We start from the raw sequence: 22,923 nt of genomic DNA, 5'->3' as shown, positions 1-22,923 counted from the left end.
CTGCGCGACTTCTATGGTAAATCGGGACACGCGCCTTACATCCGCATCAAAGACAGAATTTGTGTAGGAGCGTTGGATGATCCCCTTTTCCATTCTCGACCTTTCGCCAATCGGCGAAGGCGAGAGCGTCAGCCAGGCGCTTGAAAATTCTCGCCGCATGGCGATCAAGGCTGAAGACCACGGTTACAACCGCATCTGGCTTGCGGAGCACCATGGCATGCCTGGTATTGCGAGCGCAGCCACATCGCTCGTGATCGCCCATGTTGGTGCCGCCACGAAACATATTCGCGTCGGTTCAGGCGGCATCATGCTGCCTAACCACTCCCCGCTCGTCATTGCCGAACAATTCGGCACGCTGGCGGCACTGTTGCCTGGCCGGGTCGATCTCGGACTTGGCCGCGCGCCGGGAACCGATATGCGGACGGCAAGGGCGCTGCGCCGCAATCTTGATGCCGGTGCGGAGAACTTCCCGCACGACATCATCGAGCTCCAGCAGTACCTTGGCCAGCCCCAGCAGGATCAGGCGATCCTTGCCGTGCCCGGCATGAATTCGCACGTGCCGCTCTGGTTGCTTGGCTCAAGCACCTATAGCGCGCATCTGGCAGCGGCACTCGGCCTGCCCTATTCCTTTGCGTCGCATTTTGCGCCTGACATGCTGATGGAGGCGATCCATATCTATCGCGAGCGCTTCCAGCCCTCTGCGACGCTGGACAAGCCCTATGTGATGGTTGGAGTGATGGGAGTCGGCGCCGATACCGACGAGGAAGCGCAATATCTCTTCACCTCGTCACAGCAGCAATTCGTCAACCTGCGCCGCAATGTACGCGTCCCGTTCCCCAAGCCGGTTCACAGCATGGACGACCACTGGAACGAGATGGAGCGTTTTTCGGTGGAACATACCTTGCGTTTCGCCGCCGTCGGCTCGCCTGAAACAATCGGACGCCACCTCGACGGCTTCCTCGCCGAAACGCAGGCCGACGAACTGATCGTCTCGATGCCGATCCACAATATCGAAAAACGGCTGCGATCCGTGGAGATCTTCGCCGATGTGCGGACCTCCATCAGGAAGGCCGCCTAAACAAAAAGCCCCGGAGCGATGACGCTGCCGGGGCTTTTTTTAGTCTGAACCGTCAGGCGGAAAGCTTGGCGAGAATTTCTTCCGAAACTTCGAAGTTGGAATAGACGCTCTGCACGTCGTCATCGTCTTCGAGATTGTCGATGAGCTTCATCAGCGACTGCGCCTTTTCCTCATCCACCGGCACCGTGTTCTGCGGCTTCCAGATGGCCTTGACGCTTTCAGCTTCGCCGAGCACGCCTTCCAGCGCCTTGGAAACCTCGTTCATCGCCTCGAAACCGCAGATGATGGTGTGACCGTCCTCAGAAGATTCGACATCGTCGGCACCAGCTTCGATAGCCGCTTCCATGACCTTGTCGGCATCGCCGACTTCGGCCTTGTAAGTGATCTCACCGACGCGGTCGAAGGAGAAGGAAACCGATCCGGTTTCGCCGAGTGCGCCACCAGCCTTGGTGAAGATGGAGCGGACGTTGGAGGCGGTGCGGTTGCGGTTGTCGGTCAAGGCCTCGACGACGACCGCGACGCCACCCGGGCCGTAACCCTCGTAACGGACCTCATCGTAGTTTTCGCTGTCTGCACCGGAAGCTTTCTTGATCGCGCGCTCGATATTGTCCTTCGGCATGGACTGGGCCTTGGCGTTCTGAATTGCCAGGCGCAGGCGCGCGTTCATGTTCGGGTCGGGCATGCCCGCCTTTGCCGCAACGGTGATTTCACGCGCAAGCTTGGAAAACATTTTGGACCGAACGGAGTCCTGCTTGCCCTTGCGGTGCATGATGTTCTTGAACTGTGAATGACCAGCCATGGAAAACCTGATTGTCTTAATTTGGAGATTGCGGGCCTTATAAGTGCGATATGCCCGCCGTTCAAGCCCGCAAGCGCTTTCTCTTGGCCGCAAGAATATAAGGAACTGATTTATCCGCTTTTCGTTTTGACAATGAAAGCGGAAGAGCGGGACATTTTTCACCCTCCCGGTCGCCGCAGCAAACCCAACGGAGGAAACACATGGTCAGCCTGACTGAAGCAAGAGAAAACCCTGCCCGCCAGCTCTGGGATGAGGTCAATTCGGTCCATGCCGGCATGCTTGGCCTCGAGGGCCTGCACAATCATATGCAGCCGATGGCACCGCACGCCGACCCCAAGACCAACACGATCTGGTTTTTCTCCAAGAAAGACACCGATCTCGTCAAAACGCTGAAGCCGGGTTCGCGGGCGCATTTTTGTGTCGTCGGCAAGGACCATGATTATCACGCCTGCCTCTCGGGTGTGCTCGAGGCGCGCGACGACAGGACAAAGATCGAAGAATACTGGAACTCCGTAACCGCAGCCTGGTACGAGCACGGTAAGAGCGATCCGCAACTGACGATGCTGGCGCTGCATGTTGACGACGCGGAAATCTGGGCCTCGACTGACAGCACGCTAAAATTCGGCTGGGAAATCGCCAAGGCCAATATGTCCGACGATAAAATGCCTGATGTCGGCGTTCGCCAGCACCTCGCCTTCGCCTGAGATACGACTCCCCCGACTTTCCTCGCCGGTCGCTTTACTACATGCCTTTTGGCACCAGTATCTGCGGCTGGCGGGGAAGGTTCCTCATTGAGACCCGGATGATCGCATCTTTTGCGTAGGCGATCTGGAAGCTTTCCCCAAACATCGTCAGAAACTGCTCCAACGGCGGCCCGGTGCGGTGCATGGGCAAGATCAGTGCGGAGCGCAGGCGCTTGACCACGCGGCTCATGCTGTCGGCCCCCATCGTCAAACCACCATCCACTGGAACCATCAGCACATCCAGACGACCGATTTCGGCATAATGCTTGTCCGTCAGTTCGTGATGCAGATGGCCGAGATGGCCGATACACAGCCCCGCAACCTCGAAGATGAAAATGGAATTGCCGTTTTCCTGAAAGGATTCGTAATCGCCCCAGCGGTTGCGAATGTCAGTCGCGACGTTGCGGATATAGACATCACCGACCAGAAGCTTGTGCTCGGCCTTTTCTCCGGGCGTATCGCTCCAACCGTGCAGCACATGCTGAATGGCCGGATCCGGACTAAGAGTGAAATGCGTCATATGCGCCCGGTTCATCGTCACCACTGTCGGCGTGACCGGTGGGCGATAGACGCCATTATAATCTGTGGCGATCGTCACGCCGCCAGGACTTTCGATGAGATAGGTGGAATGGCCGATGAAGCTGATCTTCACCTCTTCCTTAGCCGTGGCCTGCGCCAGCTGGGCACCTGCCGGTTTGAAGCTGGCGAACATGACGCCGGGAATGTTGCGGGCGATTGCCTGGCACTGGCTAACGGGAGGGCGGCTTCCAGCCTGGGAAAAGGCCGCTCCCGCGCACGCAACCAGTCCGGCCATTGCAAGCATTAGCACGCGCAGCATCATGCCACTCCCTCGAACTTGCGAAGAAAGGAAGATGAGGCAGGTTTTGCAGGGCGTCCAGCGCCAACAGCGGCGGAACGCTCACGATCTCGTCATTGTGAACGGATGATGAGCGCTAGAAGCCGAAAGCTCACGCCCAGAAGGACGGGAGGGTTTCGGAGAGCCTCGGGCCAATTCGCAGCGGTGCGATCTTTTCCGCAAGGCCGGTCCGGTCGGAAATCTCGACGCCGACGCCGCAGATCGTCGCAGGTCCACTGGCGGCTTCGAAACGGCCCTTCGGCATTTTGGAAATGAAGCGGTTGATCGGCTCTTCCTTTTCCATGCCAAGCGAGCTGTCGTAGTCACCGCACATGCCGGCGTCCGACATATAGGCCGTGCCACCGTTCAAGATCTGGGCGTCAGCAGTCGGAACATGGGTGTGGGTGCCGACGACGAAGCTTGCACGTCCATCAACGAAATGACCGAAACACTGTTTTTCGCTCGTCGCTTCCGCGTGGAAATCGAAGATGATGGCGTCGGCCTGCTCCTTCAGCGGGCAGGCAGCGAGAATGTTCTCCGCCGATTTGAAGGGATCGTCCAGTTCCGGATGCATGAAGACCCGGCCCATGATGTTGGCGACAAGCACACGCGCACCGTTGCGGGCGTAAAAGATGCCCGAGCCCTTGCCCGGCGTACCATCGGGATAATTGGCTGGCCGCAGGAACTGGTCATGGCGCTCGCAGAAGGAAACGGCCTCCTTCTGGTCCCAGACATGGTTGCCGGTCGTCACCACATCCGCACCGGCATTGATGGTTTCGAGATAGATATCCTCGGTGATGCCGAAACCACCGGCGGCGTTTTCGCCATTAACGATGACGAAATCGAGCTTCAGATCGGAAATAAGCCCGGGCAACCTGTCCCAGACAGCCGTGCGTCCGGTCTTGCCAACCATATCTCCGAGAAAAAGAAGCCTCATTCACCCGCCCCGATCTTGCGCATGTTCCTAAATTCCGTCCCCTCTAACGGGTAATCCATCTTTTAAAAAGTGCTAAAGCGCCTTTTTCCGACCGGTCATCAACGGCTACGCCGAAAACCAGCGCAAGCCACTCTCCGTCAGAACCGCCTGAAGCGGCACGTCATGCGGCTCCGCCGGCACGGATGGCACTTCCTGACAATCAAATGCGACGCCGATGAGAACGGGGGCTCGGCCTTTGCTGTGCAATCTCGCAATAGCGCGATCATAATGACCCGCGCCATAACCGATACGCTGACCCTGCCCGTCAAAGACGGAGAGCGGGACGAGCAGAATATCCGGATCGAGAACTTCTGCGTCCTCCGCCGGACCGGTCGTGCCGAAGCCCGTCTTCACCAGCGGTGCATCCGCATCAAAGGCGCGGAAAACGATGGTCTCCCGGTTCAGCACAACGGGAAGGGCGAGGCGCCCGCCTCTTGTCCGCAGTGCCTCCATCAGCGGCCGAATATCGGCCTCTGAACGGATGGGCATGAAACCGGAAATAACGGCACCTGGCGAGAACGGAATGGCAGATGCACCATATGCCGTCATCGCCTCGCTTTTTTGCTGACGCTCGGCTTGTGGCAACGCATCACGCGCGGCAAGCCTTTCGCCGCGCAGCCTTGCTTTTTCGGCGATGTCGCCAGACATCAGGCAGCCCGGCTCACGAGCACCTTGTCGATACGGTGTCCATCAAGGTCTATGACCTCAAAACGCCAGCCGTTGCGGGTGATGTGTTCGCCCAGTTCCGGCAGGCGACGGAACTCGTCAAGCACCAGACCGGCAACGGTCTCGAACTCGGCGTCTTCGTCGATCTGGAAGCCCATGCGGTAAGCGAACTCATCGGCGGGCATCCAGCCGGCAACGAGGAACGAACCGTCCTCGCGCTCGACGATCGCCGGCTCCTCGTCATTGTCTTCCTGGAAGGCACCTGTGATTGCTTCCAGGACGTCGCCAGAGCTGACGATACCTTCGAAATGGCCGTATTCGTCATAGACCAGCACCATATGCACGGTGGAACGGCGCAATGACTGGATGACATCGACAGCGCTCGTCAGATCCGAGACGACGGGAACTTCGCGCAGAAGCTCGCGCACATTCAGCTCCTTGCCGGATGCCAGCGCATCGAAAGCGTCCTTGGCGAAAAGCACGCCGAGAATTTCATCGGAAGCGCCGTTGCGCACGGGCAGGCGGGAACGCTGCGTTTCCCGAAGCTGAACACGGATTTCTTCCGCACTGTCTTCAATATCGACGACTTCCACGTCGCGGCGCGGCGTCATCAGGCCACGGGCATTACGGTCGGCAAGGCGCATGACGCTGGTGATCATCGCCGATTCCTCGGTTTCGATGACGCCGGCGCTATGAGCTTCCGCCAGAACCGTGCGGATTTCGTCATCCGTGACCGATGCATTGGACGTGCCGCTATGGCCGAGAAGCGCAAGGATGGCCTTGCCGGATTTGTCGAGAAACCAGACCAGCGGCGCGCCGACCTTGGAGAGCATCACCATGGTGGGTGCAACACGGGCAGCGATCTTTTCCGGATCGCGCAGCGCAATCTGCTTCGGCACCAGTTCGCCGACGATCAGCGACAAATACGTGATGGCGACGACCACGGAGCCCACGCCCAACGCATCGGCAACCCGATCAGGGACGCCCTGCACCGACAGCCATGCCGTGAACCGGGCGCCGAGGGTGGCGCCGGAAAACGCACCGGAGAGAACGCCGACCAGCGTGATGCCGATCTGCACCGTGGAAAGAAAGCGTCCGGGATTTTCGGAAAGACCGAGCGCCATCGTGGCGCCCTTGCTGCCGTGCGCGGCAAGCACCTTGAGCCTCGCCGGTCTGGAGGAGACAACGGCAAGCTCGGACATGGCAAGCACACCGTTCAATACGGTGAGCAGGACCACGATCATAATTTCAGTAAACAAGTTTAGCTCTTTGGGCTGTTGAACGGCACGTCGCGGTTTTGGCCGCAGCGCCCTCTTTCAAAAAAAGGGCATGACAGACATACCAATTGAGATAATAGGGAATTGTTCCGCCATTGCAATGACAGCAGCATAAAAAAGCCGTCTCCGGCAGCAATGAAAAATAACTGTCGACACTATATGAGTCAGAAGAAGAATCGGGGAGTGACCCGAAACTTCAAGTGCGATCCACGGCGACCGATGGAGATTTACGATCCTGGGTGCCTACAAATGTAGGTGGGCGCCATGTGTCCAGCCCCACGGGACTGGCCAGGGACAGCTCCCTTTGGATCGAGTATGGCCCCAGGGATTGTGGTTCCTGTCGGGAAGCGCAGAACGCCTCTTAGATATAGGACGTATCCAACCAAACCACCAGAGGGCCAAGAACGAATTTTGTTGCTGGAGAGCTTTGCCGGCGATCAATGCGCCGCAGGCTTTGGCCGCGCCAGGAGTTTTTCGGTAATACCGTTCAGACGGTCGGCCAGATCGCTGATGGCAACGGCAACCATCTCGTCCGATCTTGCCTTGTGTTCGGCCATACCGTCGCGGTTGCGAGAAAGGGACGCTATTTCCCCCTCCAGCTTTTCGATCTTGCGGTTGAGCTCGGAAAGTTCGTCCATCACCATGATGCCCGACATGACGGTCAAGCGCAGATCACCGATTTCGCCGAACTGGCTCTTTAGATGCCCCACATAACGGTCAAAACGGGTAGCGAGATCGGTCAGGTGCTCTTCCTGCCCTGCCTCGCAAGCCATGCGGTAGGCCTTGCCGTCGATCATAACAGTAACTTGCGCCATGAAACCGCTCCCTATCGATCCAGCACCGCGCGAATCGTCTCCATCGCCGTCACCAGACGGCGGGAAACCTCGCGGTTGACTTCTTCGAGACGATTGGCGCGAAACTCGGCCTGGTCCAGCTCGTGCGCGAGCCTTGCGCGATCGACATGGACCCGCTTGACCTCGTTATCGATTTCGCCCGTCTCCCTTTGCCGTTCGATACGCATATCGATGGCATTTTCGAGATTTGTGATGGCAGCGCTCAGCTCCGTCACCGCAGATTGTACGGTCTTCTCAGCCGACATCGTTTTTTCCAACTCGCAAGTAACCGGCCGAATCGTCCGGTTTCAGGCCTTTTCAACATCCAAGAGGTTATTACCCGATTTATCATCACGTCAATCAAACCAGTGCATTGAGGCGTTTTGCTCTGTGGATGAACGAGGAAATGGCGACACATATCGCACGATTTTTCTCGAGACACCCGTTTTGCTAAACGATTTTTATCCTTGAGAGAACCGCAATTGCCCGTGGATTTATTGACTTGCCTGCCTCACCTGCTATGGATCAACCCGCTTTTTGGATAGTTGCGTAAAACTATCTCCCTTCACCCGGAAACAGACGGAAAAGCCATGATTTCTCGCGACAAACACGACCGGATGGCCAATGCAATCCGCTTTCTTGCCATGGATGCAGTAGAGAAGGCCAACTCCGGCCATCCCGGCCTGCCGATGGGCGCAGCTGATGTCGCCACTGTTCTTTTCACCCGCTTTTTGAAGTTCGATCCCAAGAGCTCGCTGTGGCCGGATCGTGACCGCTTCGTGCTGTCTGCGGGCCATGGTTCGATGTTGCTTTACTCGCTGCTCTATTTGACGGGCTACGAGGACATGACGATCGACGAGATCAAGCGTTTCCGTCAGTTCGGCTCCAAGACTGCCGGCCATCCCGAATATGGCCACGCGACCGGCATCGAAACGACGACCGGCCCGCTCGGCCAAGGCATCGCCAACGCCGTTGGCATGGCAATCGCCGAACGCAAGCTGGAAGAAGAATTCGGCTCCGATCTGCAGAACCACTTCACATATGTGCTGTGTGGCGACGGCTGCCTCATGGAAGGCATCAGCCATGAAGCCATCGCGCTTGCCGGCCACCTGAAGCTCAACAAGCTCGTTCTGTTCTGGGATGACAACAACATCACCATCGACGGTGAAGTTGGCCTTTCCGACAGCACCGACCAGATCGCCCGCTTCCAGGCTGTTCACTGGAACACCATACGCGTCGACGGCCATGATCCGGATGCGATTGCCGCCGCGATCGAAGCTGCACATAAATCCGACCGCCCGACCTTCATCGCCTGCAAGACCGTGATCGGTTTCGGCGCACCCAACAAGCAGGGCACCCACAAGGTTCACGGCAACCCGCTGGGCGCCGAAGAAATCGCCGCCGCCCGCAAGAGCCTCAACTGGGAAGCCGAAGCTTTCGTCATTCCGGAAGACGTGCTGGATGCATGGCGTCTCGCCGGCCTGCGCTCCACCAAGACCCGTCAGGACTGGGAAGCCCGTCTCGAAGCCACCGAAGCCGGCAAGAAGGCCGAATTCAAGCGCCGCTTCGCCGGCGATCTGCCCGGCAACTTCGACAGCGCGATCGATGCCTTCAAGAAGAAGATCATCGAGAACAACCCAACCGTTGCGACCCGCAAGGCCTCGGAAGACTCGCTTGAAGTCATCAACGGCATTCTGCCGGAAATGATCGGCGGCTCTGCCGACCTGACGCCGTCCAACAACACCAAGACCAGCCAGATGAAGTCCATCACCCCGACGGATTTCTCCGGCCGTTACCTGCATTACGGCATCCGCGAACACGGCATGGCAGCAGCCATGAACGGTATCGCACTGCATGGCGGTCTCATTCCCTATGCCGGCGGCTTCCTGATCTTCTCGGACTACTGCCGTCCATCGATCCGTCTGGCTGCCCTGATGGGCATCCGCGTCGTCCACGTTCTGACGCATGATTCCATCGGCGTCGGCGAAGACGGCCCGACCCACCAGCCGGTGGAGCAGATCGCCGCGCTGCGCGCCATCCCGAACCTGCTCGTCTTCCGCCCGGCGGATGAAACCGAGACGGCGGAATGCTGGCAGCTGGCGCTTGAGCAGAAGCATCGTCCTTCGGCGCTGGCGCTCACCCGCCAGAACCTTGCGCCTTCGCGCAAGGAATACGAAGAAAAGAACCTTTCCGCTTACGGCGCCTACGAACTCGTATCCGCAAGCGATGCCAAGGTTTCGATCTTTGCATCCGGTTCGGAAGTGGAAGTAGCGCTCAAGGCCGCAGCGACGCTGAAGGACAAGGGCGTTTCCGCCCGCGTCGTTTCCGTTCCCTGCTTCGAGCTCTTCAAGGAACAGCCGGAAACCTACCGCAACGCCATCATCGGCAAGGCTCCGGTCAAAATTGCGGTGGAAGCCGCCATCCGCCAGGGCTGGGATTACTTCATCGGCTCCGACGGCGCTTTCGTCGGCATGCATTCCTTTGGTGCGTCCGCGCCGGCGAAGGATCTCTTCAAGCACTTCGGCATCACGGCGGAAGCTGTCGTCGCCGCAGTCGAGGCAAAACTTGCATGAGGGCTTCCCAAGCCCTCACATTCCGCAAAGACCAAGCACATATCTTGTTCGGGAGACTATAAATGACTGTAAAAGTTGCCATTAACGGCTTTGGCCGCATCGGCCGCAATGTTCTGCGTGCCATCGTCGAATCCGGCCGCACCGATATCGAAGTCGTTGCCATCAACGACCTCGGCCCGGTTGAAACCAACGCCCACCTGCTGCGCTACGATTCGATCCACGGCAAGTTCCCGGCAGATGTGAAGGTGGAAGGCGACACGATCATCGTTGGCGGCGGCAAGCCGATCAAGGTTACGGCCGTTCGCGATCCAGCAACGCTGCCGCACAAGGAACTGGGTGTCGACATCGCGCTCGAGTGCACCGGCATCTTCACCGCCCGCGACAAGGCCGCTGCCCACCTGACGGCAGGCGCCAAGCGCGTCATCGTTTCCGCTCCTGCTGACGGCGCTGACCTCACGGTTGTCTTCGGCGTCAACGACGATCAGCTGACGAAAGACCATCTGGTCATTTCCAACGCGTCCTGCACTACCAACTGCCTCGTGCCAGTTGTGAAGGTTCTCGATGACGTCGTTGGCATCGATCACGGCTTCATGACGACGATCCACTCCTACACGGGCGACCAGCCGACGCTGGACACCATGCACAAGGATCTGTACCGCGCCCGCGCCGCAGCCCTTTCCATGATCCCGACCTCGACGGGGGCAGCCAAGGCCGTTGGCCTCGTTCTGCCGCACCTCAAGGGCAAGCTGGACGGTACGTCGATCCGCGTTCCGACCCCGAACGTTTCGGTCGTCGATTTCAAGTTCATCGCCAAGCGCGACACGACGGTTGAGGAAGTCAACGAAGCAATCAAGTCCGCTTCCAACGGCAAGCTGAAGGGCATTCTCGGCTACACCGAAGAGCCTTTGGTCTCCCGCGACTTCAACCACGACAGCCACTCCTCGATCTTCGCGATCGATCAGACCAAGGTCATGGAAGGCAAGTTCGTGCGCGTTCTTTCCTGGTACGACAACGAGTGGGGCTTCTCCAACCGCATGTCGGATACGGCCGTCGCATTTGCGAAGACCATCTGAACAAGCACCACGGTTCGCGAATTACGAAAAACCGGCAGGCGCAATCCTGCCGGTTTTTCTTTGCCAAAAAATTGCCGGCGGACGAGGGACCCGCCGGCATCGCTCCTGAAGCAAGGCGGGCGCTTCGGATCGAAAACCGTCGCCCGGCAAGAGGCGCATGAGACCAAGCCGACCAAGTCTGATGAACTGCACAACCCGTTATTTCTTGTTGTTGATGATAATCTGATCCGAACTGCTACCGCTCCAGATCGTATCGAAAGTCTGTTGCCTCAAATCGCTTTGCTGCATGGAAAGCTTCATCATGCAGTCAGCGAAATCACGCGAACCTTCAGGGTAACCAAACACCCGGCAACGCTCGCGTTGGGCGGCCATGTTTTCAGCCGTCTGTTCCGTGCTAGAACAGGCCGGAACAATTGGGCCGACCGCCAGCAAGGCAATAAATATAGTAATGGATTTCCGTTTCATCCGATCGCTCCGGTCATGGTGAAAGCAACTCGGACGCGACAACTAACGTAGCTGCATTGTCTCTATGTTACGTCGAAACGCCGGCATGCGAATTGTTTGCGCGAAACATCCACAGCGCTACACGCCATGAACGTTTCGCCCGGGCGCCGAAAAAAATCCCATTTCCTGCCTTCGTCTGGTCCACTTTGAAACGGACAAGAAGAACAGGGACAACGGTCGTGCGCAATGCACTTCGGCCCTGCCGTATCATTCGATACACCCCGCCTTGCGTCGCCTTTCATCGCCACCCACAACAGCGCTGACAGACCGCAACCCGTGGCGCATTGACTGCAAACGTGCAGGGCATTGATTGCGACGGCCAGCGCGGTTTGAAAGAGGCGGTGGACGTGGAATCATTTTATCTTCTGTTGCTGGTGGCAACTGTTCTGGTTCTCGTCGCAGCGTTCTCAAGCCTCATCGCCTTCCGGTTCGGCGCACCGCTCCTGCTGCTCTTCCTGATGATTGGCCTTGCGGCAGGCGTGGATGGCCTCGGTATCCAGTTCACCAACAATCCGCTCGCCTATATGCTCGGCTCGCTCGTTCTCGCCGTCATCCTTTTCGATTCCGGTTTCGGTACGTCGATACAATCTTTCCGGCTTTCGGCAGCGCCCGCCGTCGCCCTCGCCACCGTCGGCGTCATCCTCACATCCGTGTTTTTCGCAGGCGCTGCCGCCCTGTTGCTCGGACTGTCGTGGCTGGAAGGCCTGCTGCTCGGCGCCATCGTCGCCTCTACGGATGCGGCAGCCGTATTCTTTCTCTTGCGCATCGGCGGCATTCATATCCGCGATCAGGTCCGCTCAACGCTTGAGGTCGAATCCGGCACCAATGATCCCATGGCGATTTTCCTCACCGTCGCGCTGGTCGAGATCATCGCCAAGGGACAGGGACTGGCCGGCATCGACACCGGCTTCCTGCTGCTGTTCGTCGAGGAAATGGGTCTCGGTGTTATCTTCGGCCTGCTCGGCGGCGTCATGATCGCAACAGTCGTCAACCGTTTCGCTGCCGACCGCGGGCTGGCGCCGATCTTCGTGCTGGCTCTTGCCCTGCTGGTCTTCTCGTTCACCGGCGCTATTGGCGGCAGTGGATTTCTTGCGGTCTATGTGGCGGGCATCGTTGCCGGCAACCGCCGGATTTTTGCCAAGGAGACCATCCGCCGTTTCCATGAAGGGCTGACCTGGCTTGCCCAGATCATCATGTTCCTGATGCTCGGCCTTCTGGCAACGCCATCGCAATTTCCAGCGATTGCCATTCCGGCCGTGCTGCTTGCGCTTTTCCTGATCTTTGTCGCCCGCCCGCTTGCGGTGTGGCTCAGCCTCATGCCCTTCAACTATACCCAGCAGGAAACCTCCTTCGTGGCATGGGTGGGCCTTCGTGGAGCGGTTTCCATCCTGCTTGCCATCATGCCCATTCTTGGCGGCCTGGACGATGCGCAAATCTATTTCAATGCCGCCTTCATCATCGTGCTCGTGTCGCTCTTGCTGCAAGGCTGGACGATCAAGCCGGTGGCAACACGGCTCGGGCTGATCGTGCCGCCGCGCATGGGTGATGTCGACAAGCTGGAAGTGGACCTTCCCGGCACTGCCAATCACGAACTGATTTCATACCGCGTGGCCAAAGGCAGCGCCATCATGCAGGGCGAGCGAATTCCCCGCTGGGCGATGCCTTCGCTCGTCGTGCGTGATGGCAAATCCATCCGCTACCAATATGCCGGGCGCCTGCGCGAAAATGATCTCGTCTATCTTTTTATCGCGCCCGGTTATACGCGGCTGATCGACCGGCTGTTTGCAAGCGCCCTGCCGGTTGCGGATGACGACGCCGATTTCTTCGGGATCTTTGCAATCTCTCCCGCGCGTCCGGCCACGGAGCTTGACGCCGCCTACGGCCCCGGCCTTATTTCGGCCAACGAGCATGCCATGAGCATCGCGGAACTGATCGAGGCGCGCCTTTCTGGCAAGGCAGATTATGCCGACCGGGTGCGCCTCGGTTCTATTGTTCTCATCGTTCGGGCGCTGGACGAACATGAGGCGATTACCGGGATCGGAATTTCGCTTGAGCCGGTCGAACCGGCTATCGGCCTGCCGATCTTTATCAGCTTTTCGGAAATTCTCCGCCGCGTGCGCGCTTATCTGGCGCAGCGGCGCCAGTCGGGCTCCACCGCTGCCGGCAAGGGCATTTCCGCGCCTTCAGACGAGGCAAGAGAAAATGAGGCCTGACCGGCTTGCGTCGGCAATCAGGCATAGTATGGTCCGTCCCGAACTCGCAACGAAATCAGGATCGACCTATGCCCGCCTTCAAGACCATCGATGACCTTAACGATATTGCCGGAAAGCGCGTCCTTGTCCGTGTTGATCTCAACGTGCCGGTTGCGGATGGCAAAGTGACGGACAGCACCCGTATCGAGCGGGTTGCACCGACCATTCTGGAGCTTTCCGAAAAAGGCGCAAAAGTCATTCTGCTCGCCCATTTCGGTCGCCCCAAGGGTGAACCGGTCGCCGACATGTCGCTCTCCCAGATCGTGCCTGCGGTCGAGGAAGTGCTGGATCACGCCGTTTTCTTCGCATCCGATTGCATCGGTGCGCCGGCAGCCGACGCAGTCGCGAAAATGAATGATGGCGATATCCTGCTTCTGGAAAACACCCGCTTTCACAAGGGCGAAGAGAAGAATGACACCGCCTTCGTCGAGGCTCTGGCAGCCAATGGCGATATCTATGTGAACGACGCCTTCTCTGCCGCGCACCGTGCGCACGCCTCCACCGAGGGCTTGGCGCGTCATCTGCCCGCCTATGCCGGTCGCACCATGCAGGCCGAGCTTGAGGCGCTGGAAAAAGGCCTTGGCCAGCCTGTTCGCCCGGTCGTCGCCATTGTCGGCGGCGCCAAGGTTTCAAGCAAGATCGATCTCCTGATGAACCTCGTCAAGAAGGTCGATGCCCTCGTCATCGGCGGTGGCATGGCCAATACCTTCCTTGCCGCGCGTGGCGCACAAGTCGGTAAGTCCCTCTGCGAGCACGACCTTGCCGAAACCGCAAAACAGATCATGATCGAGGCGGCGACATCCGGCTGTGCGATCGTACTGCCGGAAGACGGCGTGGTTGCCCGCGAATTCAAGGCCGGTGCGGCAAATGAAATCGTCGATATCAACGCCATTCCCGCTGACGCCATGGTTCTCGATGTCGGCCCAAAATCGGTCGATAGCATCAAAGCCTGGATTTCGCGCGCGGAAACGCTGGTCTGGAACGGCCCGCTTGGCGCCTTCGAAATCGAGCCCTTCGATGCGGCAACCGTTGCTGCCGCAAAACATGCCGCCGAATGCACGAAGGCCGGCAAGCTCGTCTCCGTCGCCGGTGGCGGCGATACCGTCGCGGCACTCAACCATGCCGGAGTCTCGGACGATTTCACCTATATCTCGACGGCAGGCGGTGCCTTCCTCGAATGGATGGAAGGCAAGGAATTGCCGGGCGTTGCCATCCTGACCGCCGCCAAGTAGACTTCCCACACTTGCCTGACACGAGGCCGGACAAGCGATGCTTGGCCGGCCTTGTTTTTTGGTAAGTGCGCATGGGAGGAAAGTTTCAAACGATTGAAATGATTTCAATCGTTTCAATGAGTTAGCATGCCATTTCCCTGCCCTGGAACTTCTGTTATCGGGAATTTATTGTGCCTTGGGAGAATAGCAAATGACCGAACGTCTCGAAGACATCGCAATCAAAATGGTTGCAGACGGCAAAGGCCTGCTCGCCGCCGACGAATCCACAGGAACGATCAAGAAGCGTTTCGACAGCATCAACCTGGAATCAACCGAGACCGCCCGCCGCGATTATCGCGAAATGCTGTTCCGCTCCGACGACGCCATGAAGAAGTGCATCTCCGGCGTCATCCTTTACGAAGAAACCTTGTTCCAGAAGGCCGCCGACGGTACGCCATTCGTGGACATCATCAAGGCCGCCGGCAGCCTGCCGGGCATCAAGGTGGATATCGGCGCCAAGCCGATGGCTTTCCACCCGGGTGAATTCATCACCGAAGGCCTTGACGGCCTGTATGAGCGCCTGCGCAAGTACCATGAAGCCGGCGCGCGTTTCGCCAAGTGGCGCGGCGTCATCACCATCGGTGATCAGCGTCCGAGCTGGGGTTCGATCAAGGCAAACTCCCAGTCGCTCGCCCGTTACGCCGCCCTCTGCCAGCAGGCGGACATCGTGCCGATCGTGGAACCGGAAGTGCTGATGGACGGCGAACCCGGTACGCACGATATCGATCGCTGTGCGGAAGTCACGCAATGGGTTCTCCAGACCGTGTTCGCGGATCTGTTCGACGCCCGCGTCAACCTTGAAGGCATGATCCTCAAGCCGAACATGATCATCGACGGCAAGAATGCCCGCAAGGCTTCCGTTGATGAAGTGGCGGAAAAGACCGTGAAGGTTCTGAAGGCGACCGTGCCTTCTGCCGTTCCCGGCATCGCTTTCCTTTCCGGCGGCCAGTCCTCCGAAGAGGCGACGGCACATCTCTCCGCCATGAATGCCGGTTACGACCTGCCCTGGTCGCTGACCTATTCGTACGGCCGCGCCCTTCAGGACACCGCACTCAAGGCGTGGGGCGGCAAGCAGGAAAATGTCGCGGCCGGCCAGCGTGCTTTCACACACCGCGCGATGATGAACACCCTGGCTGCCAAGGGCAACTGGAAGCAGGAACTCGAAAAGGCTGCCTGAGGCATAGCCCCAGGCATTTATAAAAAATTGAAGCCGCCCCTTGGGCGGCTTTTTCTTTATGGGCGCAAAAGCAGCGTCGCCGACCAGATGACGAAGGCGGCAACCGCTATCTTCCAGCAATCGCCTCTTTTCTTGAGGCCGGGCAGGCCCAAGGGGCGGATGATCTGCACAATCATCGCCAGCAGTAAAAAAAGGCCGATCGCCTTTGTCATTTATTGAGCCTTTTCTTTATTTCTGCATCGTCACAGGCTGGACATTTTTACCGTTCACCAGAAGAGTGCAACTCATTCGGGTAACCCCCGTCTTATGGCCTGCCGACCATACGTTCGAACGCATGAGAGTGTCTTCATGAGCAGAAATCTTCTACCCGTATTCGCTCTTTTATCCAGCACTCTGTTTCTTTTTCTCGGTAACGGCCTTCAGGGTCTCGTGCTACCCATGCGCGGTTCGGCGGAAGGCTATTCCAATGAAATTCTGGGCTTTCTCGGCACCTCCTGGGCGGCAGGCTTTGTCATTGGCTGTTTTGTGGCGCCCGCCATCGTGCGCCGTGCGGGGCATGTGCGGGCATTTGCCTCCTTCGTGGCGCTTGTCTGCCTGACCGTGCTGATGACCGGCCTCGTTATCGATGATGTCTGGTGGATTACGCTCCGCGCGCTTACAGGCTTCTGCACCGCCGGCACTTCCATGATCATCGAGAGCTGGCTGAACGAGCGCGCGACCAATGAGAGCCGCGGCATGATCTTTTCGCTCTATATCGCCATAACGCTGCTTGGCGTCGTGGCTGGGCAGATGATCGTGCCGATGGGCGATATCAGCAATAGCTCGCTGTTCATGATCTGCGGCATCATCTATTGCATCGCCATTCTGCCGGCCACGCTTTCTAAGGCTGCCAGTCCCCAGCCCTTGCAAAAGGTGAAGCTGGACTTACCCGCCCTCTATCGGAATTCGCCGGTCTCCTTCGTCGGTATCCTGATGATCGGCATCGCCAATGGTGCTTACGGTACGCTTGGCGCCGTTTTCGGCGCGCGGGCGGGCCTTGATCCGACCATGATCGCCATCATGGTTTCCGTCACGATTTTCGTCGGCGCACTCGCCCAGTTTCCAGCAGGCCGCCTTTCGGACCGGATTGACCGCCGTTATGTGCTTGCCGGACTGGCGGGGCTTGGCGCGGTTGCGGGCCTGGCCGTAGCGGCCGTGCAGCCGCATGATGTCTATGTGCTCATTCCGATGATCGCCATTTACGGCGCCGCCGCCAACGCGCTTTATCCCATCGCCGTGGCGCATGCCAACGACTTTGCGGCATCGGAAGACTTCGTCAAGGTTTCCGGTGGACTGCTACTGCTTTATGGCATCGGCACCATCATCGGCCCGACGCTCGGCGGCGCGGTCATGACCTATTCCGGCCCCTATGCGCTGTTCCTGGTGACAGCCGTCGCCCATGTGCTGATCACGGCCTATGCCATCATCAGAAGCCGTCAGCGCGCCACGCTTTCGAACGCCGAAAAGGACAATTTCTCGACGATGATGCCGACAACGCCCTCACCGCTCGTGACACCGGAAAGCATTGCGCTTGACCCGCGCGCGCCGCAATATCCCGAGGACGATGGCGACCATGTTGAAAAAGGAGCAGGCATATGAGCCTCTTGGACGATGACCGTCCGCAAAAACCGGTAGCGCATGAGATCGGCAGCGATCTCAGCCTTCTTTCGGTGGACGAGCTGAGCAACCGCATCGACATTCTTCAAACCGAAATCACCCGACTTGAAGAGGAGAGGAAAAGGAAGTCTGCCGGCCGGCTTGCGGCGGAGAACCTCTTCCGGTCCTGACAGGCGGCCTTCAGCAAAACCTCCGGCCAAGTCTTAACTCGATAAGCTGCTGCCACAAAGGCAAACGAGATTAACGATTCTGATGCAGTTTTTCGTTTACCATTAACCAAAAATTAAGCTTTCTGAGAGATTACTATACATGTCCAGTTCTTCTGGGCCTCAGGCATCTTCTCCATACGGCGAATTGGTCTGATTTTTCTCCCTGTTTTACCTTGAGAGCCGCTTTCGCGGCTCTTTTTTTACCGATCACCAGATTTCGTAAAACTGTGGGTATTAACCCTTCTTTAATAATTGCCTTGCGCATTTCAGGTAAAGATACCATCCTGAAAACACTAAAGGCCGGAACAAAATATTACCGGTCGTCGTTGCCTGACAGTGTGGTGCGTGAGCAGGGATTTAAAGAAAATGTCGGAACAGGTTTTAAATACCATTAGCTTTGCGGGTCGCGCGGCTGCTTCCAACCAGTTCAAGACCCTCTATACCGAAGGCATGACCTTGGTTGAGGAAACGGCGAGCTATCTTGATGGAGCCGGTCGTACCGCTTCAAAGGTTCTGCCGCGCATGGCGTCTGTCCTTTACGCGGCAGAATCGATGCGCCTCACCACCCGCCTGATGCAGATGGCGTCCTGGCTGCTTCTGCAGCGCGCCGTCAACAATGGCGAGATGACACGCGATCAGGTTCTCAGCGAAAAAAGCAAGGTGCGGCTCGACAGCTTCAACGTCGATCGCAACGCTCCGGGCTGGAACGACCTGCCTGAGTCCTTCCGTGACCTCATCGAGCGGTCGCTCCGCCTCCAGAACCGCGTTGCCCTTCTCGACCGCGAAATCTACCGCCCGTCCGAAGCCACCAAGGTACCTGACAACGAAAACAGCGTGCAGGCGCAGCTTAACCTTCTGCGCACGGCTTTCTCGATCAACTGAGAAAAGACGACCTTATCCAGACAATTTGAAAAGCAGGCTCATAGGCCTGCTTTTTTGTTTTGGCCTACAATGGGCTCGTTTCACCGGATCGACAGACAATAAAAAAGCCCGGTAAAACCGGGCTTTTTTTAAATGATCCGTCCACAAGTGGATTAGAGGCCGAGGCCGCCGAAACGCTTGTTGAACTTGGAAACGCGACCGCCGCGGTCCATAAGCTGCTGGTTGCCGCCCGTCCATGCCGGATGGGACTTGGGGTCGATTTCAAGGTTCATGACTGCGCCTTCCGAACCCCAGGTCGAGCGGGTTTCGTATTCGGTGCCATCGGTCATGACGACCTTGATCGTGTGATAAGCGGGATGGATATCAGCCTTCATGACAATCTTCCTGGTTAAGTGACGTGCGGTCCATTTGCCGCAATTGCGTCAACTGAGCCATTTCAATAAATGAAGCCATAGTCCTGATGGGCTATGGCTTCCCAATTCGATGCGGAGCCTATACATGAAGGTCGCCCAGATAACAAGAGCCTGCTATCCCCTTGTGAAAGGAGATAGCCACAGGGACTAGAATTTTACCGCGCGCCGGAAATTCACCCGCAAAAGGCCGAAAAACGGCACGGAACGAGGAGTGTAGCGGACGTGGCAGACATTGAAGAGCAGAAAGCGGCTAAACAGAGAAACCTGAAGCCGCTGCTTGGCCTGTTTCCCTATCTCAGGCGGTATCGCGGCCTGATGGCGGCGGCCCTGTTTGCGCTTGTGCTTTCTTCCGCCACGACACTTGCCTTGCCGCTTGCCGTTCGCCGTATCATCGATCACGGTTTCCAGACGCCGGACGGTGGCATGATCAACAGCTACTTCGCCGTGCTTCTGGCCATTGCCGTCCTTCTCGCTCTCGCCAGCGCCATGCGCTATTATTATGTCATGACCATCGGCGAAAGGGTCGTTTCCGATCTGCGCCGGGATGTCTTTGCTCATCTCACCACGCTGTCGCAGCAGTTTTTCGATGCCAACCGCTCGGGAGAGCTGACCTCGCGGTTGACCACGGATACCGTACAGATTCGCTCGGCGTTCGGTTCGTCAGCTTCCGTTGCGCTGCGTAACATCATCATGTGCTGCGGCGCGGTGGCGATGATGATCTATACCAGCCCCGGCCTTTCCGGCCTCGCGCTCCTGGCCATCCCGTTCATCGTTTTTCCTTTGATTGCTTTCGGGCGCTCGGTTCGTGCCCGCTCCCGCAATACGCAGGACACATTGGCCAATTCCGCCGCCTATGCCTCGGAAACGATCGGGGCGAGCCGCACCGTGCAGTCCTTTAACGCCGAGGCGCTTGCGAATGCCCGCTACGGCGCCTCCGTAGAAGCAGCCTATCAGGGTGCGCGGGCGGCGATAGGCGCCCGCTCCATCCTCACCGCCGTCGCCATCGCGCTCGTTTTCGGCAGCGTCGTCGGCATTCTCTGGTATGGCGCGCAAAGCGTTTTGTCCGGCGGCATGACGGCGGGTACGCTTGGCCAGTTCGTGCTTTATTCGGTCATCGCGGCAAGCGGCCTAGGCCAGCTCTCCGAAGTCTGGGGTGAACTGGCGCAGGCGGGCGGCGCGGCTGAACGGCTTTCCGAACTGCTGAACGAGCGCTCGCCCGTTGCCGAACCGTCAGCACCCGTTTCGATGGTTCAGCCGCCGCGCGGCGAAGCGGCATTCGAGAATGTCGGTTTCATTTATCCACTCGCAACCGGTGGCCCGATCATCTCCGGCCTCTCCTTCAAGGTCAATGCCGGCGAAACCGTCGCCATCGTCGGCCCTTCCGGGGCGGGAAAAAGCACGGTCTTTTCGCTGCTGATGCGGTTCTACGATCCGCAGGAGGGCCGCATCACCATCGATGGCGTCGATATCCGCGATGTTAGCCTTGCCGATCTGCGCGCGCGACTGTCCATTGTTCCACAGGATGTGGCGATCTTTGCCTCCTCCATCCACGATAACATCGCATTCGGTCGGCCGGCTGCGACACGCGAAGAAGTGCGCACGGCCGCTATCGCCGCTCAGGCAGACAGCTTCATCGCCCGGCTGAACGATGGTTATGACACGCAGGTGGGCGAGCGCGGCGTAACGCTTTCCGGCGGTCAACGCCAGCGCATCGCCATTGCCCGCGCCATCCTGCGCAACGCCCCTGTCCTGCTTCTTGACGAAGCGACCTCCGCACTGGATGCCGAAAGCGAAACGCTGGTGCAAAAGGCGCTCGATGAACTGATGAAAACCCGCACCACCATCGTCATTGCCCATCGCCTCGCCACTGTGCTGAAGGCCGACCGCATTCTGGTGATGGATGAGGGCCGTATCATCGAGGAAGGCACGCACCAGAGCCTTATCCGCCAGGATGGCCTTTATGCGAGACTTGCGCGGCTGCAATTCCAGACAGGGCCGGACGAGCTGCGCGCTCAAGCGTGAGCCGTGTGGGCTTAAGCCAGCACGCTACGCCCCGCGACACGGCCCGAAAACAGGCAACCGCCGAGGAATGTGCCCTCCAGCGCATTATATCCGTGCATGCCGCCGCCGCCGAAGCCTGCCACCTCTCCGGCAGCATAAAGGCCCGGAACAGGGTTGCCGGCCGCGTCCAGCACCCTCGCCTCTAGGTCCGTATGCAAACCGCCAAGCGTCTTGCGCGTCAACACATGCAGGCGCACCGCAATCAGTGGCCCTTTTGTCGGGTCTAGCAACCGATGTGGTTTTGCAGTGCGCATCAACCGATCACCAAGATAACGTCGCGCTCCGTGGATCGCCGTAACCTGCGCATCCTTGCTGAAACCGTTTTCGATCTCCCGGTCTCGTGCCTCTATTTGATAGCGGATGTGGTCAATATTCAGCCGATTGTCGCCGTTGATGGTATTCATCGCCGCCACGAGTTCTTCCAGCGTATCACGGACGGCGAAATCCTCGCCGCGTTCCATGAAAGCCCCCACCGGCCCCGGCGGCTCCTTGCCCAACCGTTTGAGCAGTAGCCGCACATCCTTGCCCGTCAGATCTGGATTTTGCTCCGAACCAGAAAGCGCAAATTCCTTCTTGATGATTGCCTTGGTCAGAATGAACCAGCTGTGACCGATGCCGCGTTCGCCCAGCATCTTAAGCGTGCCGAGCGTATCGAAGCCCGGCATCGCGGGTGCTGCGAGCCGGTTTCCATCCGCATCGCACCAGAAAGACGAGGGGCCGGGCAAAATACGAATGCCATGGTCCGGCCAGATCGGATCGTGATTTTTCACGCCCTCGGTATAATGCCACATACGGTCGCGATTGATGACCGTTCCGCCCGCTGATTCCGTAATGGCGATCATACGGCCATCCACATGCGCAGGCACGCCGCAGACCATGGTCGCGGGGGGACTGCCCAGCCGCTCCAGCGGCCAGTTGCGCCGCACCAGTTCCTGATTGCCGCCGATGCCACCGGAACTGACGATGACCGCCGAGGCCGAAAGGACAAAATTACCCTGCTCTTCCCGGCTGCTTGGTTGCCCGCGCAACACCGGATCCCTGGCAAGAACAACACCGGAAATGCCCGTCACCCTGCCGTCGGTGATATCCAGATGATCGACGCGGTGGCGGAACCGAAAGGTGAGCCGACCGCTTGCCGTCATGATCTTTGCCTTTTCAACGAAAGGCGCCAGCACACCGGGGCCAGTGCCCCAGGTGACATGGAAACGCGGAACGGAATTGCCGTGGCCATGAGCAAGGGCACCGCCACGCTCGGCCCAGCCGACCACGGGAAACCAGCGCATGCCCAGCCGATGCAGCCATTGACGTTTCTCCCCCGCGGCGAAATTGAGATAAGCCTCCGCCCAGCGGCGCGGCCAATGATCTTCCAGGCGATCAAAACCGGCGGAGCCGAACCAGTCCTGCCTTGCAAGATCGAGATTGTCGCGCACCCGCATTCGGCGCTGTTCGGGACTATCAACAAAAAACAGACCACCCAGCGACCAGAAGGCCTGCCCGCCAAGGTTCTGCTCCCCCTCCTGATCCACAAGGCAAACACTGAAACCGCGCTCAACAGCCTCTGTCGCTGCGACCAGACCGGCAAGCCCCGCGCCGACAACGATCACATCATATCGCTCCATCAGCT

22 protein-coding genes and 1 other RNA gene are annotated in these 22,923 nt (G+C 58.6%); 11 read left to right on the top strand and 12 right to left on the bottom strand.

Annotated features, from left to right (window positions below; all coding sequences use genetic code 11):
* Positions 1 to 76 precede the first annotated feature (76 nt).
* Positions 77 to 1,078: an LLM class flavin-dependent oxidoreductase gene (locus ACZ5A6_RS15110; protein ID WP_019564904.1), complete on the top strand. Its 1,002-nt coding sequence runs from the start codon at positions 77 to 79 to the stop codon at positions 1,076 to 1,078.
* A gap of 52 nt (positions 1,079 to 1,130) precedes the next feature.
* Here the strand turns inward: ACZ5A6_RS15110 and ACZ5A6_RS15105 are convergent, their stop codons facing one another.
* Positions 1,131 to 1,877 carry a YebC/PmpR family DNA-binding transcriptional regulator gene (locus tag ACZ5A6_RS15105; protein ID WP_003497595.1) on the bottom strand — a complete coding sequence of 249 codons (747 nt, stop codon included), beginning with the start codon at positions 1,875 to 1,877 and terminating at the stop codon, positions 1,131 to 1,133.
* Between the two features lie 200 nt (positions 1,878 to 2,077).
* On the opposite strand from ACZ5A6_RS15105, the gene ACZ5A6_RS15100 reads away from it, so the two are divergent.
* Complete coding sequence (locus ACZ5A6_RS15100) at positions 2,078 to 2,581, top strand: pyridoxamine 5'-phosphate oxidase family protein (RefSeq protein ID WP_003511401.1); 504 nt, start codon at positions 2,078 to 2,080, stop codon at positions 2,579 to 2,581.
* 37 nt (positions 2,582 to 2,618) lie between these two features.
* On the opposite strand, the gene ACZ5A6_RS15095 is transcribed toward ACZ5A6_RS15100, so the two are convergent.
* The 7 genes from ACZ5A6_RS15095 to ACZ5A6_RS15065 all read right to left on the bottom strand — a co-directional run bounded on the left by ACZ5A6_RS15095 (position 2,619) and on the right by ACZ5A6_RS15065 (position 7,494).
* Positions 2,619 to 3,461, bottom strand: a complete 843-nt coding sequence (locus ACZ5A6_RS15095; protein ID WP_013761825.1) for an MBL fold metallo-hydrolase — start codon at positions 3,459 to 3,461, stop codon at positions 2,619 to 2,621.
* Positions 3,462 to 3,588: 127 nt separating this feature from the next.
* Positions 3,589 to 4,413, bottom strand: coding sequence for a TIGR00282 family metallophosphoesterase (locus tag ACZ5A6_RS15090; protein WP_003511403.1), 825 nt, complete (start codon positions 4,411 to 4,413; stop codon positions 3,589 to 3,591).
* Positions 4,414 to 4,518: 105 nt separating this feature from the next.
* Positions 4,519 to 5,100, bottom strand: coding sequence for a 5-formyltetrahydrofolate cyclo-ligase (locus ACZ5A6_RS15085; RefSeq protein ID WP_035199653.1), 582 nt, complete (start codon positions 5,098 to 5,100; stop codon positions 4,519 to 4,521).
* Positions 5,100 to 6,362, bottom strand: coding sequence for a hemolysin family protein (locus ACZ5A6_RS15080; RefSeq protein WP_003511405.1), 1,263 nt, complete (start codon positions 6,360 to 6,362; stop codon positions 5,100 to 5,102). Before ACZ5A6_RS15080 ends, ACZ5A6_RS15085 begins: the two co-directional genes overlap by 1 nt.
* 233 nt (positions 6,363 to 6,595) lie before the next feature.
* Positions 6,596 to 6,754, bottom strand: a non-coding RNA gene (ssrS, locus tag ACZ5A6_RS15075) — 6S RNA.
* Positions 6,755 to 6,832: 78 nt separating this feature from the next.
* Positions 6,833 to 7,210 carry a cell division protein ZapA gene (locus ACZ5A6_RS15070; protein WP_003511406.1) on the bottom strand — a complete coding sequence of 126 codons (378 nt, stop codon included), beginning with the start codon at positions 7,208 to 7,210 and terminating at the stop codon, positions 6,833 to 6,835.
* 11 nt (positions 7,211 to 7,221) lie between these two features.
* Positions 7,222 to 7,494 (bottom strand): DUF4164 domain-containing protein, encoded by a 273-nt coding sequence (locus ACZ5A6_RS15065; protein ID WP_003511407.1) that lies wholly within the window; start codon positions 7,492 to 7,494, stop codon positions 7,222 to 7,224.
* Between the two features lie 324 nt (positions 7,495 to 7,818).
* On the opposite strand from ACZ5A6_RS15065, the gene tkt reads away from it, so the two are divergent.
* Both tkt and gap read left to right on the top strand, forming a co-directional pair.
* Positions 7,819 to 9,801 (top strand): transketolase, encoded by a 1,983-nt coding sequence (gene tkt, locus ACZ5A6_RS15060; protein WP_019564906.1) that lies wholly within the window; start codon positions 7,819 to 7,821, stop codon positions 9,799 to 9,801.
* A gap of 62 nt (positions 9,802 to 9,863) precedes the next feature.
* Positions 9,864 to 10,874, top strand: coding sequence for a type I glyceraldehyde-3-phosphate dehydrogenase (gene gap, locus ACZ5A6_RS15055; RefSeq protein ID WP_003511409.1), 1,011 nt, complete (start codon positions 9,864 to 9,866; stop codon positions 10,872 to 10,874).
* A gap of 198 nt (positions 10,875 to 11,072) precedes the next feature.
* Here gap and ACZ5A6_RS15050 read toward each other — a convergent pair whose 3' ends face one another.
* Positions 11,073 to 11,339 carry a hypothetical protein gene (locus tag ACZ5A6_RS15050; RefSeq protein ID WP_112496005.1) on the bottom strand — a complete coding sequence of 89 codons (267 nt, stop codon included), beginning with the start codon at positions 11,337 to 11,339 and terminating at the stop codon, positions 11,073 to 11,075.
* 386 nt (positions 11,340 to 11,725) lie between these two features.
* Between ACZ5A6_RS15050 and ACZ5A6_RS15045 the strand changes: the two genes are divergently transcribed.
* The 3 genes from ACZ5A6_RS15045 to ACZ5A6_RS15035 all read left to right on the top strand — a co-directional run bounded on the left by ACZ5A6_RS15045 (position 11,726) and on the right by ACZ5A6_RS15035 (position 16,078).
* On the top strand, positions 11,726 to 13,591 hold the full coding sequence (locus ACZ5A6_RS15045) for a potassium/proton antiporter (protein WP_026330715.1): 1,866 nt from the start codon (positions 11,726 to 11,728) through the stop codon (positions 13,589 to 13,591).
* A gap of 68 nt (positions 13,592 to 13,659) precedes the next feature.
* The gene (locus tag ACZ5A6_RS15040; RefSeq protein ID WP_464111083.1) at positions 13,660 to 14,862 is read left to right on the top strand and encodes a phosphoglycerate kinase; all 1,203 of its coding nucleotides are present in this window, start codon (positions 13,660 to 13,662) and stop codon (positions 14,860 to 14,862) included.
* Between the two features lie 190 nt (positions 14,863 to 15,052).
* A complete protein-coding gene (locus ACZ5A6_RS15035) occupies positions 15,053 to 16,078 on the top strand; it encodes a class I fructose-bisphosphate aldolase (protein WP_003511414.1) in 1,026 nt (341 codons plus the stop codon).
* Between the two features lie 56 nt (positions 16,079 to 16,134).
* On the opposite strand, the gene ACZ5A6_RS15030 is transcribed toward ACZ5A6_RS15035, so the two are convergent.
* The gene (locus ACZ5A6_RS15030; RefSeq protein ID WP_013761835.1) at positions 16,135 to 16,290 is read right to left on the bottom strand and encodes a hypothetical protein; all 156 of its coding nucleotides are present in this window, start codon (positions 16,288 to 16,290) and stop codon (positions 16,135 to 16,137) included.
* 136 nt (positions 16,291 to 16,426) lie between these two features.
* Here ACZ5A6_RS15030 and ACZ5A6_RS15025 point away from each other — a divergent pair, with 136 nt between their 5' ends.
* The 3 genes from ACZ5A6_RS15025 to rcdA all read left to right on the top strand — a co-directional run bounded on the left by ACZ5A6_RS15025 (position 16,427) and on the right by rcdA (position 18,825).
* On the top strand, positions 16,427 to 17,716 hold the full coding sequence (locus ACZ5A6_RS15025; RefSeq protein ID WP_003511417.1) for an MFS transporter: 1,290 nt from the start codon (positions 16,427 to 16,429) through the stop codon (positions 17,714 to 17,716).
* Positions 17,713 to 17,904 carry a DUF1192 domain-containing protein gene (locus ACZ5A6_RS15020; protein WP_003511418.1) on the top strand — a complete coding sequence of 64 codons (192 nt, stop codon included), beginning with the start codon at positions 17,713 to 17,715 and terminating at the stop codon, positions 17,902 to 17,904. The genes ACZ5A6_RS15025 and ACZ5A6_RS15020 overlap by 4 nt, the downstream gene beginning before the upstream one ends.
* 405 nt (positions 17,905 to 18,309) lie before the next feature.
* Positions 18,310 to 18,825, top strand: coding sequence for a protease adaptor protein RcdA (gene rcdA / locus ACZ5A6_RS15015; RefSeq protein WP_003511419.1), 516 nt, complete (start codon positions 18,310 to 18,312; stop codon positions 18,823 to 18,825).
* Positions 18,826 to 18,977: 152 nt separating this feature from the next.
* Here the strand turns inward: rcdA and rpmE are convergent, their stop codons facing one another.
* Positions 18,978 to 19,199, bottom strand: coding sequence for a 50S ribosomal protein L31 (rpmE, locus tag ACZ5A6_RS15010; RefSeq protein ID WP_003506183.1), 222 nt, complete (start codon positions 19,197 to 19,199; stop codon positions 18,978 to 18,980).
* A gap of 261 nt (positions 19,200 to 19,460) precedes the next feature.
* Here rpmE and ACZ5A6_RS15005 point away from each other — a divergent pair, with 261 nt between their 5' ends.
* Entirely contained in the window at positions 19,461 to 21,260 is a 1,800-nt protein-coding gene (locus tag ACZ5A6_RS15005; RefSeq protein WP_111788891.1) for an ABC transporter transmembrane domain-containing protein, read from the top strand.
* A gap of 11 nt (positions 21,261 to 21,271) precedes the next feature.
* Here the strand turns inward: ACZ5A6_RS15005 and ACZ5A6_RS15000 are convergent, their stop codons facing one another.
* Positions 21,272 to 22,918, bottom strand: a complete 1,647-nt coding sequence (locus tag ACZ5A6_RS15000; protein WP_112291839.1) for an FAD-binding dehydrogenase — start codon at positions 22,916 to 22,918, stop codon at positions 21,272 to 21,274.
* Positions 22,919 to 22,923 lie beyond the last annotated feature (5 nt).

Source organism: Agrobacterium sp. 6Ca8 (assembly GCF_055382765.1).
Note: the sequence above shows the minus strand (reverse complement) of the source record. Positions and strands in the feature narration are given on the sequence as shown.